This window comes from Galactobacter caseinivorans (assembly GCF_003640665.1).
Taxonomy (GTDB): Bacteria; Actinomycetota; Actinomycetes; order Actinomycetales; family Micrococcaceae; genus Galactobacter; species Galactobacter caseinivorans.
In genome coordinates this window covers 203,154-218,874 of the sequence record NZ_QQXL01000005.1, presented here as the reverse complement: position 1 = coordinate 218,874, position 15,721 = coordinate 203,154, and the positions used below count along the sequence as shown (strand labels likewise).

The following is a 15,721-nucleotide window of genomic DNA, read 5'->3' as shown; positions in this document are numbered from 1 at the left end:
GCGGCGACCATCAGGTGAACAGCCCCTCCCCCAAGAAGCCACCCTCGCTTGCCGCGGGTGGGATCCAGAACACCGCCGAGCCCACGGGCACGGTCCACTCGTTGAGCAGATCCATCTGTGCCAGGCGGGCCTGGATGGGATGAAATTGCTTCATCGGGTCCGCCTGGAAGGAAGCGAAGAGCAGCCCCGCGCGGTCATGACCGCTGGCCCCGGGGTCCGCGTAGTTGAAACCGCGTCGATAGATGCGCTCGGCATCGTTGCCGGTCCGGGACCGACGCACGTGGGCAAAGTCCGGGATCACCGTCACCAACCCGCGCTTGGCCTCAAAGTCCGGCTCGTCGCGTTCGGCTCCGCCTGTCACGGGGCCGCCGTCCTTGAGCGTGCGTCCCATCGAGTTCTCCCGCGCCGAGCGGTCCACCTCATCCCACGTGTCCAGGTTCATGGCGATGCGCCGCAGGACCAGGGAGGTCCCGCCCTGCCCAAACGCCCCGGCACCGGTGCGCCACACCAACTGGTCAAAGTCCGGGGTTCCGGGCACAGGATTGCTGGTGCCATCCACCTGCCCAAAGAGATTGCGCATGGTGGTGCCGTCCGGCCGGGCGCCGCGGGCGTGCCGGAACCCCTCCTGCACCCAGGCCACCTCACCAAAGGGCGCGCTCTCCCGTTGAAGCACGCGGTCGGCGTGCGCCAGGGTCAGCGGGTCATCACAGGTCAGCTGCAACACCATGTCCGCCTCACCCCAACGGGCGTCGAGGCGGTCAATCTTGTAGGCGGGCAGTGGCGCAAGCCAGCGCGGAGGGGTGGCACCCACCGCGCGCACCAGGCCGCGGCCCAGTCCCAGCGTGATGGTCAGGGAAGCCGGGGCCTCCCCCAATTCCGGCTCGACGTCCGCGAGCACCTCGGTGCCCCGCATGAGCCGGGAGATATCATCACTGAGCAGGCGAAGCCAGCCCTTGATGCGCTGGGCACCCATCCCCTTCTTGACGTTGTAGGCCCGGTAGATGGCATGCGCGCCGGGCGGCGTGTGCACTCCGGCCTGGCGTCCCGCCTCAGACACGGCAATCGTCGCCGTGCCGAGGGATCCCGAGGCCACCGAGCCGCGCCCGCCGGGAACGTCCGCGGACCCCACCGGGGCCGCGCTGGGACTCGCCCCCACGGCGTCGGGCACTGCGCCGCCCGCCCCGCCGCCTTGGGAAGAAAACGCCGCCCCACCGGCCAGGCCAAAACCGGCCCCGGCGGCCGCCCCCGCGGCGGCCAAGAGGCCGCCGCGAAGGAGGGAGCGACGATCCGTGCCCCGCCGCGGAGCGTCCGCGGCGGGGTCTGCAGTGTGCTGATCGTCAGTCATGTCTGGGGCCCGCTCAGTGATCCGTGGAGGAGTCACCCGTGGGTGCGTAGCTCTCCTTGGCGCCAGAGAACGCCTTGACCGGAGCCTCCACGGTGGACGTGCTGCCATCATCCATGGTCAGGGTGACCTTGACGATATCTCCCGCCTTGAGAGTGGACTTCAGGTCCATGAGCATGACGTGATTGGCGCCGGGCTCAAAGGCGATGGAGCCGCCGGCCGGGACCGGGAAGCCACCCTCCTTCTCCTTCATGACGCTGCCGCCGTTGGGCGTGGGAACGGTGGTGTGGAGCTGGACCATGCCTGCGGAGTCGCTGGTGGCCTTGACGATGGTGCGTTCCTGGTCGCTGCTGTTTTCGATCTTGCCGAACAGGCCAGACATGTCGTTATCGCTCTCGGTGGCCTTGACCCAGGCGTCGGCGACGGAGATGGCGGGCATGTTCTGCTCGGCGGCGGCCGCCGCCGTGGTGGAGACGGACTGGCCAGAGGAGTCTGCCGGGGCAGACCCGGAGGCGCAGCCGGTCAGCGCGCCGCCCACCAGGGCAAGGCTCGCGGCGAGGGAAAGGGCGGAGATCTTCTTGTTCATGATGTTTCCTTCAGGGGTATATGGCCCGGGAGGCATGGTGCCGACTTCCGGGCGCGTGCCACTGGTGGGCGCTCAGGCGAGCGCCGCGGCTGTGGCAGGCAGTGGTGTGGGGACGTGTGTAGTCCAGTGGGGCCGGAAACTGTCCGGCGCCAGAAAGGTGCCCCCACAAGAAATGGACCCGCGGTCCATTTCCGGGGCAGGGGTGTTTTGGCGACGGGAGGTTTCGCAGTTTCGCTCGGGCACAGCGGTTCAGGCGTGCGCGAGCGCGGCGGTTCAGGCGTACGCGAGCGCGGCGGGAGGGCCGCGGTGCCGCAACGCGGCCAAGGGCAGGCCAAGCAGGTGCGGGCGCGGCAGCTCCCACGAGGGCCTGGCACGCTGTGCCCGACGCCGCGGGGCCGGGATCCGCGGCAACCGCACCCCGGCAACCAGGCGCAGATGGCACCAGTCCCAGGCCGCGGCGACGGCACGTTCGGCATGGCGGATGACCAGCACCGAGAGCACGGCAGAGAGGACGTGGGCCAGCAGCATGAGCGGCTGGGCGGACGCCGCCTCTGCGGTGCCAGCGGGAAATTCACCGGCTACGGCGGAGGCGGTGTGGGTCAGGTGCGTGGCAGCGTCGGACGCCGTGACGTCCGCCAGCGTGGGCACCACGCCGCTACCCCCATGCGGCCCGGCGTGCGCGGAGCCGCCGTGCGCCCCGGCGTGCATGCCGCCAAAGACCACGTGGTAAATGAGCTGGGCGGGGAGGAGCAGGCCGGCGAGCCGAACAAGCGAGGCCCTGCGTGAGGTAAATGGCAGCGCCATCACGGCGCCCAGGGCCCACGCCACAGCCAATAACAAGGGTTCTGGAGCGTGCCCGCCAGCCACAGAGTGGGAGAGCGCGGCCAAGCCAACGGCCACCCCGGAGGCACCCCAGGCACGGCCAAGCGGACGCAGGCGATTCTGCATCGGGGCCTCCTCCGGGGTACTTGAGCGTGGGACGCAGGGCGCGCGGCGGCTCCAGCCAACCGCACGTTCGCCCGCAATTCTACCGTCGATAGAAGTGCGGGCGAACGCGGGACGGCATCCCAGCCTGCGCCTAGTGCGCGTCCACCTCGCCGGCACCCTCGCGCTGCCGCGCTGAGAGCTCGGCAAAAGCACCGCCGCGCTCCCGCAGTTCAGGTGCGGTGCCGCGCTCAAGCACGCGACCGCCGTCGAGCACAACGATCTGCTGCGCGTCCTCCACCGTGGAGAGCCGGTGCGCAATCGTGAGCGTGGTGCGCGTGGAGGCCAGGTGGTCCAGGGCCGCCTGCACCTGCGCCTCCGTGGTGTTATCCAGCGCGCTGGTGGCCTCATCCAGGACCAGGACGCGGGGGTTGCGCAGCAGGGTCCGCGCGATGGCCAGGCGCTGCTGCTCCCCACCAGAGAAGCGATGCCCGCGCGCGCCCACCATGGTGTCCATGCCCTGCGGCAGGCCACGCACCAGGTCAGCGATCCGGGCCGCCTCAAGCACGTCCCAGAGCTGCTCGTCGTCGGCGTCAGGGGCCGCGACCAGCAGGTTCTGCCGCACCGAGGCGTGCACCAGGTAGGTCTCCTGGGAGACCACCCCAACGATGGCGGCCAGGTCGGCAAAGCGCATCTCCCGCACGTCCACGCCGTCAATCAGGACGCGGCCTGCGCTCACGTCGTTCAGGCGCGGGAGAAGGGAGGCCAGCGTGGATTTGCCGGATCCCGTGTGGCCCACGATTGCGGTGGTGGTGCCGGCGGGGATGGTCAGGTCAACGTCCGTGAGCACGTTGCGCTCGTGGCCGTCATAGGCAAAGTCCACGTGCTCAAAGCGCACCTCGCCGCGCACCGTCGCCAGGTCCATGCTGGCCGGCTGCTGCGGCTCCTTGATCTCCGGAACCAGGTCCAGCCATTCAAAGATGCGGGAGAAGAAGGCCATGGCGGTGACCCATTGCACGCCCACGCTCATGAGGCCCATGACGGGGCGGAAGAGGCCTGACTGCAGGGCGGTGAAGGCCACGACGGTGCCGATGGAGAGCCCCTCGCCGCCCACAGGGAAGCCCGCGGCCAGGTAGATCACGGCGGGGATCGCGGCAAACACGATCTGCATGGTGGCCATGCGCCAGCGCCCGGCCAACTGGGACTGCATTTCCAGGTCGGCGAGCTCCTTGCTTGCCCCGGAGAAGCGCTCTGCATCGCGTCCGGTGGAGCCCACCGTCTTGGCCAGGCGAATGCCAGAGACGGAGAGTCCCTCATCCACATAATTCTGCAGGGTCGCCATGTGCGCCTGCTGCTTCAGGGTGATGTCCCGGCGCAGCAGCGCCACCTTGCGCGCCACCCAAACGGAGGGTGGCAGCACAATCAGGGAGATGAGGGCCAGCCACGGGGAGAGCGCGATCATGGCGATGGCAGTGCCGATGGCGGTGGTGACGTTGGCGGCCACGGCGGTGGCGGAGTTGGTGACCAGGCTCTGCATGCCGTTGATGTCATTGGTCATGCGGGACTGCACTTCACCGCCGTGGGTCCTGGTGAAGAAGCCGAGGGACTGGGCTTGGAGGTGGCCAAAGAGTTTGGTGCGCAGATCATGCATCACGCCCTGGCCCACTCGCGTGGAAATCCAGGTCTGCCACACGCCGATCACGGCGGTGATGGCGGCGACGGCGATCATGGCGGCAACCAGCCAGGCCAAGAGCGAGATGTTCGCGTGCGGCAGGGCGTCGTCAATCACGCCGCGCACCAGGAACGGTTGGAAGAGGGACACCAGCGAGCTGCCCGTGATCAGCAGCACCACCAGGAGGAGGGGACCCTTGTAGGGGGTGAAGAGCCGGCCGATGCGGCGCAGGCTCACGGGGTGCAGTGTGAGCTGGGACTGGTCAGCCTTGCTGACACGAGATGGGCCGCCCATGCGGCCGCCCCCGGCATGTCCGGGGTTGTGAGGAACGGGACCGTGGGTCATCCGGAACCTCCTTCTTTGTGCGATGGGTTGGCTCGATGGTGGCCAACCTCAATAAGGAGGTTACCTCCACAAATATGCAATGTAAAGAGGTTACCTCGCAATCTTCCGATCGGGGCGGCACGTGCCTACAGTAAGAACATGACGCACGTGCCAGTTCTTCCCGCCGCCACCACAGACGCCCACCCCGGCACTGATCCCGGCACTGATCCCGGCGCCCAGCCGGAGCTCCCCGACCTGGTGCACTTTGTCTCTCACGGCCTGCGCCGCTCCTGGATGGCGGACCTCTCCCCCTTCGGGATTTCCCCGCACCAGTGGCGCGCCTTGCACACCATCGTGGCGCACGACGGCGCCCCCCAGCGCCAGCGCGACGTCGCCTCACAGCTGCGTATCGCAGCGCGCTCCGCAGCCGAGGTGATTGGCCAGCTGGAGTCAGAGGGGTGGATCACCCGCACGCCGGATCCCAGCGACAAACGCGCCGTCCTCCTCACAGCCACGGACGCCGGACGCGAGATCGAGGGGCGCGTGAGCCAGATGCGCGCCCAGCGCGGTTCGGAGTACTTCGCCACCCTCGGCGCCCAGGATCACGCGGAGCTCAAGCGCTTGCTCAGCCTGCTCGTGGAGGCCCACCCTCGCCAGGCCGCGGCGGGCCCGGCCACGGACCGGCCGGCGCCCGCCGGAGGGCAGGCGGGCACCGCCTGAGGTGGAGCAGGCGCTGCCTGAGGTGGACGGGAGCTGCCTACTCCTCGCGGCGCTTCTTGGGGCGCGTCAGCTGCAACACCACGCCAAGCAAGATGGCCAGGACCAAGAACCCGCCCACGATCCACATCATGGTGTTGGTCGGGGACTGATCCGCGGCCTGCGCGGCGGCCGGAGTCTGCGTGGCGCCGGATTTGGGCGTGCCAGCGGTGTCCGGGGACGCCTTGGCAGCGCCGGAGGAGGCCTTGGCGGAGGACGAACCGGCCCCCTTGGATGCCTTGCCCTTCTCGCCCTTGGTGACGGTGAAGGCGTAGTCGCCGTTGTCGCCAATCGGGTGACCATCGGAGGAGGTCGCGGCCCACTGCACGTCATACGTGCCTGCGGGCAGAGGGCTCAGATCGCGGGACATCTTCTCGCCCTTGACGGAGGTCTCTCCGGTGCTGACTTCCTTGCCGTCGCGATCAGTCACCACGATCTGGTTGGCCTTGCTGCCCTCCAGATTCATGAGGTCAGCGGAGAAGACCAGCGTGATCTTGCCCGGCGCCACGTCGATGATGCTGCCGGCCTTGGGGCTGCTGTCGCGGTTGATGAGCTGGTCATGCGCCTGGGCGGGGGCGGCGATGGCGAGGGGGGCCGCGAGCACGGCGAGCGCGCCGGCCAGGGCCAGCAGGGCGCGCGAGCGGAAGGGGGTGCGGCGGGTGGTGGACACTGCAGGGGCCTCCTAGGCCGGACGACGAAATCGGGCGCCAGCACGGCGTGCGCGGCACCGCCTCCATCCTACCGACGCGCGGCTGTGCGTTGGCTGGCCGGAAGGGGCGGCTGGTGCACTGCCCGGGCCGGGCGCGGCATACTGGCGGCCATGGAGTCTTCCGCGCTTGCCCCCACGCCCGTCCCCCAGATCAGCGTCCTGGCCCAGGACAATCCCGGCCCCATGACCCTGGATGGCACGCAGACCTTCGTGATCGCGACCCCGCAGGGTGCGGTCGTGGTGGACCCAGGGGATGACGACGCCGCGCACCAGGGCGCGCTCGCGGCGCTGGGCCCGGTGCGGCTCATCCTGGTGACGCACCGCCACCACGATCACACCGGCGGGCTGGCGCGGCTGCGCGCACTCACCGGCGCACCCTCTCGCGGCTTCTCCCCCGAGTTCAGTGTTGGCGCCCCGCCGCTGACTGACGCCGAGCTGATCCCCCTTGACCACGCGGCGTCGGGCGGCGGCCTGAACCTGCGCGTCCTGGCGACCCCCGGGCACACCTCGGACTCCGTGAGCCTGGTCCTGGAGCGCGCAGGCGAGGCGCTTGCGGTGCTGACCGGCGACACGATTCTGGGGCGCGGCACCACGATCATTGACCACCCGGACGGGCGCCTTGGCGATTACCTTGGCAGCCTGGAGCGCCTGCGCGCCCTGGGGCCGGTGCCCACGCTGCCGGCGCACGGCGGCTTCCCGGGACCGGTCGGCGCGTTGGCGCAGGCGTACATGGATCACCGTTTGGGGCGCTTGCGCCAGGTGCTCGACGCCGCGTGGGACCTGAGCGCGCGCGGCCAAGCGGTGGACGTGGGCGCGGTGACGGACCTGGTGTACGCCGACGTGGACGCCTCCGTGCGCACCGCGGCGGAGCACACCGTGTCCGCGCAGCTGGCCCTACTCGCAGAACGTGGAGAACTGCCAGGGTCCTGAGGTGGTGTCGGGCCGGATTCGGCGCGGCGCTGGCCGTAGGCTCGGGTGCATGGAGCAGAGCCAGAGCAACGTCCGCGATTCGCCGCACCGCACCGCCCTTGTTACGGGCGCAACGGCCGGGATTGGCGCGGAATTTGCCGCGCAACTGGCCGCACAAGGGCGCCACCTGATTCTGGTGGCCCGGGACGCGGACCGCCTGGCGGAGGTGGCCCACCAGCTGGAGTCGCGCTACGCAATCCACGCCGAGGCCCTCGTGGCGGACCTTCTCACGGAGGAGGGGCAGCTCGCCGTGGAGGCCCGCATCGCCAGCGATGTGGATCCCGTGGAGCTGCTCGTCAACAACGCCGGCTACGGGCTGGGCAAGAGCTTTGCTCAGAACGATTGGGCCACCGAGCGCGATCACTGGCGCATCCACACCGAGGTGCCGCTTCGCTTTGCCCACGCCGCCCTGACCGCCATGTTGCGTCGCGGCGGCGGGCGCATCATCAACGTGGCCTCCGTGGCGGCCTTCACCCCGCGCGGCACCTATTCCGCGGCCAAGCTGGCCATGGTCAACTTCTCCGAGTGGGCCTCACTGCACTACGCCGAGACCGACCTGGCCGTCACCGCACTCTGCCCCGGCTTCACGCGCACCGAATTCCACGAGCGCATGGGCCAGGACGTGAAGGGCTTCCCCGCGTTCGCGTGGCTCAAGGCGGAGGACGTGGTGCGCCAGGGACTGGCCGACTCCGCCGCCGGCCGTGGCGTGAGCATCCCGTCGCTGCGCTACAAGGCCGCGCGGGTGGCGAGCACGGTCCTGCCCGACCGCCTCGTGGAACGCATCGTCCGCCGCTCGTAAGGGCGAGCGCGGGTGGGTTCGGGCGCGGCGGGCGTGGCGGAGGGCTTGAGTACGGGCTCGGGCTCGGGCTCGGCGAAGCACCCTTATCGACGCCAAGCACCCTTCAAGCCCGCTTCCCCGCGATAAGCCCGCTTCACCCGCGCGGCCACGGCGGCGATCGTCGGCGGGCTCCGCGCCCAAGCACCCTTATCGACGCCAAGCACCCTTCAAGCCCGCTTCCCCGCGATAAGCCCGCTTCCCCCGCGCAGCCTCCCCCACGGATCCACGTCCCACGCACGACGCCGCCGCGACCGACCCCGCGGACCTGACCGTGCGCCGTCGGGCACCACCGCGAAAACCCCACGCGACCCGACCCACCCAAGCACCCCTATCGACGCCAAGCACCCTTCAAGCCCGCTTCCCCGCGATAAGCCCGCTTCACCCGCGCGGCCACGGCGGCGATCGACGGCGGGCTCCGTGCCCAAGCACCCTTATCGACGCCAAGCAGGGTTCAAGCCCGCTTCCCCCCGATAAGCCCGCTTCACCCGCGCGGCCACGGCGCCTCGCCTGAGCGGCTCGCCCGAGCGGCTCCCCCGCGCTCACCACGCTCCGGCCGGGGCCCGGCCTGGCGTCGGCCCCCAAGCACGACGCTGCCGGCAACCCCCCTCTAGAAGGAAGTGTGGGGCCCCAAAAACCGAAGTCTTTGGAAGCCCCACCACCCTGCCGATAACGATGTTACCTTTCGCCTCGCCGCGAGTCCATACACTGTTAGGAAAGATCCTTCTGTGGGATATCTCGACCCGTTCGCGAGCATCACACTCACCGCCAACCCCACCGCCAAACCCCCTCGCCGAGCAGCCCCCCGCACCCACCGCGCAACCACCACGCAACCACCACGCAACCCGCTCATGAGATCGACTTCACACCGTTTTGCTTCAACCTGAAGGAGTGCCTAACCTAGGTAGTTGTGATTAAGGCACCGGTTGGTCGCTTAATCACGCCAGACTTCCGCGTCCCCCAAACGAAGAGAACACGATGAAGCGTTCACTGCGAACCACCCTCGGCGCCCTCGGCGCCGCCGCCTCCCTGCTGGTCGTCACCGCGTGCGGCGGCGGATCCCAGGCAGCCAGCTCCGATGCCTCCGCCGAAAAGGTGAGCGTCGAGCACACCCAGGGCACCGCCCAGGTCGTGAAGAACCCCAAGAAGGTCTTCACCTATGACCTGGCCGCGCTGGACACCCTCGAGGCCATGGGCGTGGAGGCCCAGGGCGTTCCGGACGCGCAGTTCCCGTCCTCCCTCTCCAAGTACTCGGACGCGAAGTACACCAAGATCGGCGGCATGAAGGAGCCGGATCTGGAGAAGGTCGCAGCGGAAAAGCCGGACCTCATCATCATCTCCGGCCGCACGGCCAGTGCTTACAAGGACCTGAGCTCGGTGGCCACGACCATCGACCTGTCGGTGGATAACAAGAAGCCGCTGGAGTCCTTCGAGAAGAACGCCCGCACCCTGGGCCAGATCTTTGACAAGTCGGATGAGGTGGACACCCAGATCAAGGCGGTGGAAGCCAAGATCTCCGAGACCAAGGCCAAGGCAGAGGCCTCCTCCTCCAAGGCCCTGATCACCATGGTCTCCGGCGGCAAGCTCACCGCCTACGGCGCCGGCTCCCGCTTTGGCCTGGTGCACGACATCCTTGGTGTGAAGACCGCAGCGGACGTGAAGTCCGAGGGCTCGCACGGTGAGTCCATCTCCTTCGAGTACATCCGCGACAAGAACCCGGACATCCTCTACGTGATTGACCGCGACTCCGCCATCGGCGAGACCTCTGGCAAGTCCGCCGATTCCGTGCTGGATAACGAGCTGGTCAACCAGAGCAATGCAGCGAAGAACAAGAAGATCATCGACCTGGATTCCAACACCTGGTACCTGGTCGGCTACGGCCTGCGCTCGGTGCCGGCCATGGTGGACGAGGTCGCGAAGGGCCTCTAAGCGCCCCCAAGCGCTCAGATTCCTGGTCTCACAAGCAAGAACTCGGAACACAGAACAGTGACCACTCCGGTCCCCGTCAGAGAGCCCGCGGCCACGCCTACCAAGGCGGCCGCGGGCCCTCGGCGTTCCGCCCTCCCGTCCGCGGCCCTGATCGGCGGTGCTCTGGCCGTCCTCCTCCTGGGCTTCGTCTCCCTCTTTGTGGGCGTCTCCGACGTGCAGCCGGAGCGTTTGCTAGCTGGCGACCCGGCGGCGTGGGAAATCCTGCTGGTCTCCCGCCTGCCCCGCACCCTCGCCGCGATCCTTGCCGGCGCCGCCGTGGCCGTGGCCGGCCTGATCATGCAGCAGCTAGCCCGCAACAAGTTTGTTGACCCCGGCATGGTGGGCACCACCGAATCCGCCACGCTCGGCATCCTGGTCATGACCATGCTGGTGCCCGCGGCCCCCGTCCTGGCCAAGATGGGCGTGGCCACCCTCTTTGCGCTGGCGGGCACGGCCCTGTTCCTCGCGGTGATCAACCGCCTGCCCACCCGGGACACGCTGATGGTCCCGCTCGTGGGCATCATGCTCGGCGGCGTGATCGGCGCGGCCACCACCTTCTTTGCCTACCGCTTTGACCTGCTCCAGACCCTCAACGCCTGGATGATCGGCGACCTCTCCGGGATCCTGAAGGGCCGCTACGAGCTGCTCTGGATCGTCGCCGCCGTCATGATCCTTGGTTACTTCGCCGCCGACCGCTTCACGGTGGCCGGCCTGGGCGAGGACTTCACCACCAACCTTGGCCTGAACCACCGCGCCACGGTCCGGCTCGGCATGAGCATCGTGGCCCTGATCTCCGCGGTCACCGTCACCACGGTCGGCGCGCTCCCGTTCCTTGGCCTGGTGGTCCCAAATCTGGTCTCGCTCATGGTCGGCGATCACCTGCGCCGCTCGGTCCCCTGGACGGCGCTGTTCGGCGCCGCGATGGTCCTGGCGTGCGACATGCTTGGCCGCCTCATCCGCATGCCGTATGAGATTCCGGTGGGCATGATCATGTCCGTGGTCGGCGCCGCGATCTTCCTGGTCATGCTGATCCGTCGCAGAGGAGCCAACCGTGGCTAAGACCGCGCTCACCCCGGCTGCCAAGGCACCAGCACAGTCCCCTGCCCGACGCCGCGTGCTTGGCTCCGCTTCCCGCCTCACCTTGTTGATCTGGGGGCTGGCGATTCTCGCCGTGGCCTCGATTGTCCTGTTCCTGAGTTGGGACCTGCTGGGCAACATTTCCTTTGCGCTGCGCCTGCGCGGCACGCGCGTTGGCGCCATGATCCTGTGCGCCGTGGCGGTGGCCGTCTCCACCCTGGCGTTCCAGACGGTGACGGCGAACCGCATTCTGACGCCGTCCATCATGGGCATGGATGCCCTGTACACCTTGCTGCAGACCGTGATGGTGTTTGCCTTTGGTGCGGTGGCCTGGACCACGGCCCCGGATACCGCGCGGTTTGGCGTGGAGCTGGTCCTGATGGTCGGCTTCTCCCTGCTGCTCTACCGGGCCATGTTCACCGGCCGGGCCGGTTCGCTGCACTTGTTGTTGCTGGTGGGCATTGTGCTTGGCACGCTCTTTCGGGGCATGGCCGGGCTGATGCAAAAGCTCATGGATCCCAGCGAGTTCACCATGCTGCAGGACCTGTTTTTTGCCTCCTTCAACCGCGTTGACCCGCCGCTGCTTGGCCTGGGCGCCGTGGTGGTGGCGGCCTGCGTGGTGGTGATCTGGCGCATGCGTCACACGCTGGATGTGATGGCGCTTGGCCGCGATACCGCGGTGGGCCTTGGCGTGGATCACCGGCGCGTGGTCACCACCGTCCTGGTGGTCTGTTCGCTCCTGGTCGCCACCAGCACCGCGCTGGTGGGGCCGGTGACGTTCTTTGGCCTGTTGGTGGTCTCGCTGGCCTACCGCATGGCCGCCGGCGCGGACCACGGCCAGCTGATTGTGGTGGCATCCCTCCTGGGTGTGCTCACCCTCGTGGCCGGCCAATTTGTGGTGGAGCAGTTCGCTGGAAACTCGACCACCCTGTCCGTTGTTGTCGAGTTTGTGGGCGGCATCGTGTTCCTGATTCTGCTGTTGAGGGGTGCCCTGAAGTGATCGAGTTGAATGCCGTCACCAAGACGTACGGCGAGACCACGGTGGTGGATTCCGTCACGACCACCATCCCGGCGGGCGGGCTGACCAGCATCATTGGCCCCAACGGCGCGGGCAAGTCCACCCTCCTTGGCCTCATCTCCCGCCTGCTGCCCATGGACGGCGGGTCCGTGAGCGTGGGGGGCCTGGACGTGGCCGGCACCCCCTCCAAGACGCTGGCCCGCACCCTCTCGATCCTGCGCCAGGAGAATCAGGTCTCCCTGCGCCTGCGGGTGCGCGATCTGGTGACCTTTGGGCGCTTTCCTCACACCGGCGGGCGCCCCACCAGCGAGGATCGCGTGCATGTGGAGGCGGCCCTGGCCCACCTTGACCTCACGGAGCTGGCGGATCGCTACCTGGACGAGCTCTCTGGTGGCCAGCGCCAGCGCGCGTTCATCGCCATGGTGTTGGCCCAGGACACCGACTACATCCTGCTGGATGAGCCGCTGAACAACCTGGACATGAAGCACTCGGTGGAGATGATGCGGCTGATGCGCGGGCTGGCGGATGAGGCGGGCAAGACCGTGGTGGTGGTGCTGCACGACATCAACTTTGCCTCCAGCTACTCAGACACCATCCTGGCCATGCGCCAGGGCGCACTCACCGCCCAGGGCTCCCCGGATCAGATCATGCGCACCGAGGTGCTCAGCCAGATCTACGACCTGGAGATCCCCATTCACGAGGTGGCGGGCAAGCGGATCGGCGTGTACTTCTCCTAGCCTTGCTGTGCCCGACGCCGCTGGCGTGCCTCCCGCGGCGCGGGCGTCAGTCCCGCAGTCCTGGCGCGAAGCAGCAAGACCTCGCGTTGCACCAGCACCACGGCGCCAAGGTGGGCCAGGAGCGAGACCTGGCCAAGGTCGGGGGTGTGGAGCAGAAGGTCGCTCCCCAGGTGCAGGCCAAGGGAAACCAGCCAGAGCGTGGCGTTGAGCCAACCGCCCTGCCGCCACGCCGCGCCGTCGTGCTCCCAGAGCCGCATGCTGTACGCGCGGGCCACGCCCAGCGCGCAGCCCACGGCGAGCGAGCCTGCCAGCACCGCGACGTCGCTCAGCGGAAGCGGCGTCTTCAGGGCCAGGCGCAGCACCTGCACCAGGCCGGCGGCAAGGAAGAGGAAGGGCATCAGCGAGCGCTCGCGCACCGGGCCGGGGCGCATCTGCTTGCCCAGGATCCAGGCCAGTGCGGCCAGGGCTACAACACCGTTAAGAAGCTGATCCATGTTCATGCTTCAAGCCTGCTCCGCAACGAGCACCGGCACCCCTGACGGCTGTCATGAGGTGCCGGTGCTCGTTGTCATGCATCTGACCCTGAGGGTCTCGCGATCAGACGCCAGCCGGGATCCGGGCACCGCCCTGGGAGACGCGGCCGGCCAGCGAGGTGGCGCCGCGCACCGCGAGCACACCGCCCGCGCAGACTCCGGCCACGATCGCGACCGTGAGTGGCTGCATGATCATGGCCATGCCCACCAGCGGGAACAGCAACGCCGCAGAGGAGACAATCGCCAGCAGCAGCACAATGATGAGCGGGCGCATCAGCGCTCCCACTCGAGCCTGAGTGGAGAAGGCGGCCGGCACACCCATGGTCTCCAGGGCCCCGGTGAGTTCCTCACGATCAAGCACGGTGGCGGCCTGGGCCACCAGCGTGGTGCAGACGACACCCACAAAGGCGATCACGAGCGTGACCACCACGCCGGTCAGGACGTCCGCGGCCATCAGGGCCTCGGCAGGGGTGGCCTCGGGAGAGACCTGGCTCATCATCGCCGCACCCACGCCGCCCACCACGGCCACAAAGCCGGCCATGGCCGCGCCGGAGACCTGGCGCCAGGTGGCGGCCGGGTCATCCAGCACCGTGCGTGCGGCAAGCAGGGCCTGGGGGGTGCTGGCCCGGCGGACCCGACCGTTGCCCCACACGCGCAGCACCCACGGGCCAATGGCGTTCAGGGCCACCAGCCCACCCAGGAGCACACCAAGCACCATCACCACCATGCCTGCCGTCCCAAAGGCCTCGCCCACGGCGCCATTCATCGTCATCGCGGAGCTACCGCCCACTACCAGACCAAGGGCCACCACCACGCGCAGCCAGGAGGGAACCTTGGCCACCTGACGCGTGCGGACCCCCAAGGGGGTGACAAGCACGCGGCGCAGGCCACCCATCGCGGAGACGCCGGCCAACACCACCACGGCCAGCATGACCAGGGCCTGCAGCCACCAGGGCAGCCAGAGCTGGGCGCCAAGCGCCTCTCCGCGGAAGTGAATCAGTCCCACGAGCGGGGTCGCGGCGGCGGCAAGCACGGCGCCGCCAAGGACACCCACCAGGGCCTCCGACGCCGCGCCAAGCACCGTCACGCCGCCCACCTGCGGGCCGGTGGCTCCCACCAGCCGCAAGGTGGACAGGCGGCGATCCTGCGCCCGGGCAGAGAGCCGTGCAGCGGCGGCGCCCAGGTAGGCCAGGGGCACCACCAAGAGGATCAGGGCCAGCGTCGCCAGCATCTGATACATGGGGGCCTCCTCCCCCTGCCACTGCATGAACGCCCATCCTCCGCCCAAGGTAATGAGGAGCAGGGCGGTCACCAGGGCGTAGGCGCCGGCGCCAATCAGGGCCGCACGCTTGTCCGTGGCGCGGCGCAGCAACCAGGTCAGGCGAATCACCGTCATCGGGTGCCTCCGGCCTGCGCGGCAGCGGCCTGCGCGGCGGCGGCCTGCGTGCGGAAGAACTGGTGGCTGATGCGCCCGTCCTCCATGGTCAGGGTCCTGTCGCAGCGCGCGGCCACCGTGGCGTCGTGCGTCACGACCACCAGCGAGGCGCCACGGCCCACCGTGGAGGCCAGGAGCACATCCATCACCTCTGATGAGGTCTTGCGATCAAGGGCGCCGGTGGGCTCGTCGGCAAAGGTCACCGAGGCGCCTCCCACCTGAGCGCGGGCAATCGCCACGCGCTGCGCCTGGCCGCCGGAGAGTTCGCCGATCCGGCGCTGCTCCATTCCGGCCAGCCCCATGCGCCCCAGCCACTGCGCTGCCTCCGCCTCCGCGGCCTGGCGCGGGATGCCGAGCACCATGAGGGGAAGGGCCACGTTCTCTATCGCGGTCAGCTCCGGGATGAGCAGTCCCTGCTGGAACACGAATCCAAAGTCGGTGCGGCGCAGCTCCGAGCGGCCGCGATCCGGCATGGCCGCCACGTCCACGGGGGCGGAGCCAGCGGGGCTGTACATCACCTGGCCGGAGTCCGGACGCTCAATCCCTGCGAGGGTCAGCAGCAGAGTGGACTTGCCGGAGCCGGAGGGGCCCATGATCGCGAGCGCCTCGCCTGCCTCCACTCCCACGTCAACACCCGCGAGGGCACGCGTGGGGCCAAAGGCCTTGGTCAGGGCACGCGCGCTGATGCGGGTGGCGTGGGTCCGATGAGGGGGCGTGGGGAGGGGGGCCGGGGCCGCGAGGTTTTGCATGGTTCCACTCTCCCGTTCGGAGGGTGGCCAGCGCGTCGGCCCCGGGTCGCGAGCTGGGAGCGGCGGCCTCAGCCCCCGGGTGGACCC

General features: G+C 69.0%; 15 protein-coding genes. 7 read left to right on the top strand and 8 right to left on the bottom strand.

Annotated elements, in window-relative coordinates; all coding sequences use genetic code 11:
* Window positions 1-10 precede the first annotated feature (10 nt).
* The 4 genes from DWQ67_RS09685 to DWQ67_RS09670 form a co-directional block, all read right to left on the bottom strand.
* Window positions 11-1,345, bottom strand: coding sequence for a Dyp-type peroxidase (locus DWQ67_RS09685; protein WP_121485390.1), 1,335 nt, complete (start codon window positions 1,343-1,345; stop codon window positions 11-13).
* Between the two features lie 13 nt (window positions 1,346-1,358).
* Complete coding sequence (locus DWQ67_RS09680; RefSeq protein WP_121485389.1) at window positions 1,359-1,928, bottom strand: copper chaperone PCu(A)C; 570 nt, start codon at window positions 1,926-1,928, stop codon at window positions 1,359-1,361.
* A 273-nt stretch (window positions 1,929-2,201) separates the two neighbouring features.
* Window positions 2,202-2,876: a hypothetical protein gene (locus tag DWQ67_RS09675; protein WP_121485388.1), complete on the bottom strand. Its 675-nt coding sequence runs from the start codon at window positions 2,874-2,876 to the stop codon at window positions 2,202-2,204.
* A 130-nt stretch (window positions 2,877-3,006) separates the two neighbouring features.
* The gene (locus DWQ67_RS09670) at window positions 3,007-4,869 is read right to left on the bottom strand and encodes an ABC transporter ATP-binding protein (RefSeq protein ID WP_121485387.1); all 1,863 of its coding nucleotides are present in this window, start codon (window positions 4,867-4,869) and stop codon (window positions 3,007-3,009) included.
* Window positions 4,870-5,007: 138 nt separating this feature from the next.
* Between DWQ67_RS09670 and DWQ67_RS09665 the strand changes: the two genes are divergently transcribed.
* Window positions 5,008-5,568, top strand: a complete 561-nt coding sequence (locus tag DWQ67_RS09665; protein WP_121485386.1) for a MarR family winged helix-turn-helix transcriptional regulator — start codon at window positions 5,008-5,010, stop codon at window positions 5,566-5,568.
* A 37-nt stretch (window positions 5,569-5,605) separates the two neighbouring features.
* On the opposite strand, the gene DWQ67_RS09660 is transcribed toward DWQ67_RS09665, so the two are convergent.
* Window positions 5,606-6,274: a copper resistance CopC family protein gene (locus tag DWQ67_RS09660; protein ID WP_121485385.1), complete on the bottom strand. Its 669-nt coding sequence runs from the start codon at window positions 6,272-6,274 to the stop codon at window positions 5,606-5,608.
* A gap of 150 nt (window positions 6,275-6,424) precedes the next feature.
* Between DWQ67_RS09660 and DWQ67_RS09655 the strand changes: the two genes are divergently transcribed.
* From DWQ67_RS09655 to DWQ67_RS09630, 6 genes are all read left to right on the top strand, one after another.
* Entirely contained in the window at window positions 6,425-7,243 is an 819-nt protein-coding gene (locus DWQ67_RS09655; RefSeq protein ID WP_121485384.1) for an MBL fold metallo-hydrolase, read from the top strand.
* Window positions 7,244-7,292: 49 nt separating this feature from the next.
* A complete protein-coding gene (locus tag DWQ67_RS09650) occupies window positions 7,293-8,081 on the top strand; it encodes an SDR family NAD(P)-dependent oxidoreductase (RefSeq protein WP_121485383.1) in 789 nt (262 codons plus the stop codon).
* Between the two features lie 1,014 nt (window positions 8,082-9,095).
* Window positions 9,096-10,046, top strand: a complete 951-nt coding sequence (locus DWQ67_RS09645) for a siderophore ABC transporter substrate-binding protein (RefSeq protein ID WP_121485382.1) — start codon at window positions 9,096-9,098, stop codon at window positions 10,044-10,046.
* A gap of 57 nt (window positions 10,047-10,103) precedes the next feature.
* A complete protein-coding gene (locus DWQ67_RS09640) occupies window positions 10,104-11,144 on the top strand; it encodes an ABC transporter permease (protein WP_121485381.1) in 1,041 nt (346 codons plus the stop codon).
* Window positions 11,137-12,162, top strand: coding sequence for an iron chelate uptake ABC transporter family permease subunit (locus DWQ67_RS09635; RefSeq protein ID WP_121485380.1), 1,026 nt, complete (start codon window positions 11,137-11,139; stop codon window positions 12,160-12,162). The genes DWQ67_RS09640 and DWQ67_RS09635 overlap by 8 nt, the downstream gene beginning before the upstream one ends.
* On the top strand, window positions 12,159-12,917 hold the full coding sequence (locus tag DWQ67_RS09630; protein ID WP_121485379.1) for an iron ABC transporter ATP-binding protein: 759 nt from the start codon (window positions 12,159-12,161) through the stop codon (window positions 12,915-12,917). Before DWQ67_RS09635 ends, DWQ67_RS09630 begins: the two co-directional genes overlap by 4 nt.
* Here the strand turns inward: DWQ67_RS09630 and DWQ67_RS09625 are convergent.
* From DWQ67_RS09625 to DWQ67_RS09615, 3 genes are all read right to left on the bottom strand, one after another.
* Complete coding sequence (locus DWQ67_RS09625) at window positions 12,914-13,417, bottom strand: hypothetical protein (RefSeq protein WP_121485378.1); 504 nt, start codon at window positions 13,415-13,417, stop codon at window positions 12,914-12,916. The two genes, DWQ67_RS09630 and DWQ67_RS09625, sit on opposite strands and share 4 nt — an antisense overlap.
* 97 nt (window positions 13,418-13,514) lie before the next feature.
* A complete protein-coding gene (locus DWQ67_RS09620; RefSeq protein ID WP_121485377.1) occupies window positions 13,515-14,846 on the bottom strand; it encodes a permease in 1,332 nt (443 codons plus the stop codon).
* A complete protein-coding gene (locus DWQ67_RS09615) occupies window positions 14,843-15,634 on the bottom strand; it encodes an ABC transporter ATP-binding protein (protein ID WP_121485376.1) in 792 nt (263 codons plus the stop codon). The genes DWQ67_RS09620 and DWQ67_RS09615 overlap by 4 nt, the downstream gene beginning before the upstream one ends.
* Window positions 15,635-15,721 lie beyond the last annotated feature (87 nt).

Bases quoted from the DNA above. Each gene is read 5' to 3' on its own strand.
- DWQ67_RS09685 (WP_121485390.1), bottom strand. From the start codon at position 1,345: ATGACTGACGATCAGCACACTGCAGACCCCGCCGCGGACGCTCCGCGG.
- DWQ67_RS09680 (WP_121485389.1), bottom strand. From the start codon at position 1,928: ATGAACAAGAAGATCTCCGCCCTTTCCCTCGCCGCGAGCCTTGCCCTG.
- DWQ67_RS09675 (WP_121485388.1), bottom strand. From the start codon at position 2,876: ATGCAGAATCGCCTGCGTCCGCTTGGCCGTGCCTGGGGTGCCTCCGGG.
- DWQ67_RS09670 (WP_121485387.1), bottom strand. From the start codon at position 4,869: ATGACCCACGGTCCCGTTCCTCACAACCCCGGACATGCCGGGGGCGGC.
- DWQ67_RS09665 (WP_121485386.1), top strand. From the start codon at position 5,008: ATGACGCACGTGCCAGTTCTTCCCGCCGCCACCACAGACGCCCACCCC.
- DWQ67_RS09655 (WP_121485384.1), top strand. From the start codon at position 6,425: ATGGAGTCTTCCGCGCTTGCCCCCACGCCCGTCCCCCAGATCAGCGTC.
- DWQ67_RS09650 (WP_121485383.1), top strand. From the start codon at position 7,293: ATGGAGCAGAGCCAGAGCAACGTCCGCGATTCGCCGCACCGCACCGCC.
- DWQ67_RS09645 (WP_121485382.1), top strand. From the start codon at position 9,096: ATGAAGCGTTCACTGCGAACCACCCTCGGCGCCCTCGGCGCCGCCGCC.
- DWQ67_RS09625 (WP_121485378.1), bottom strand. From the start codon at position 13,417: ATGAACATGGATCAGCTTCTTAACGGTGTTGTAGCCCTGGCCGCACTG.
- DWQ67_RS09620 (WP_121485377.1), bottom strand. From the start codon at position 14,846: ATGACGGTGATTCGCCTGACCTGGTTGCTGCGCCGCGCCACGGACAAG.
- DWQ67_RS09615 (WP_121485376.1), bottom strand. From the start codon at position 15,634: ATGCAAAACCTCGCGGCCCCGGCCCCCCTCCCCACGCCCCCTCATCGG.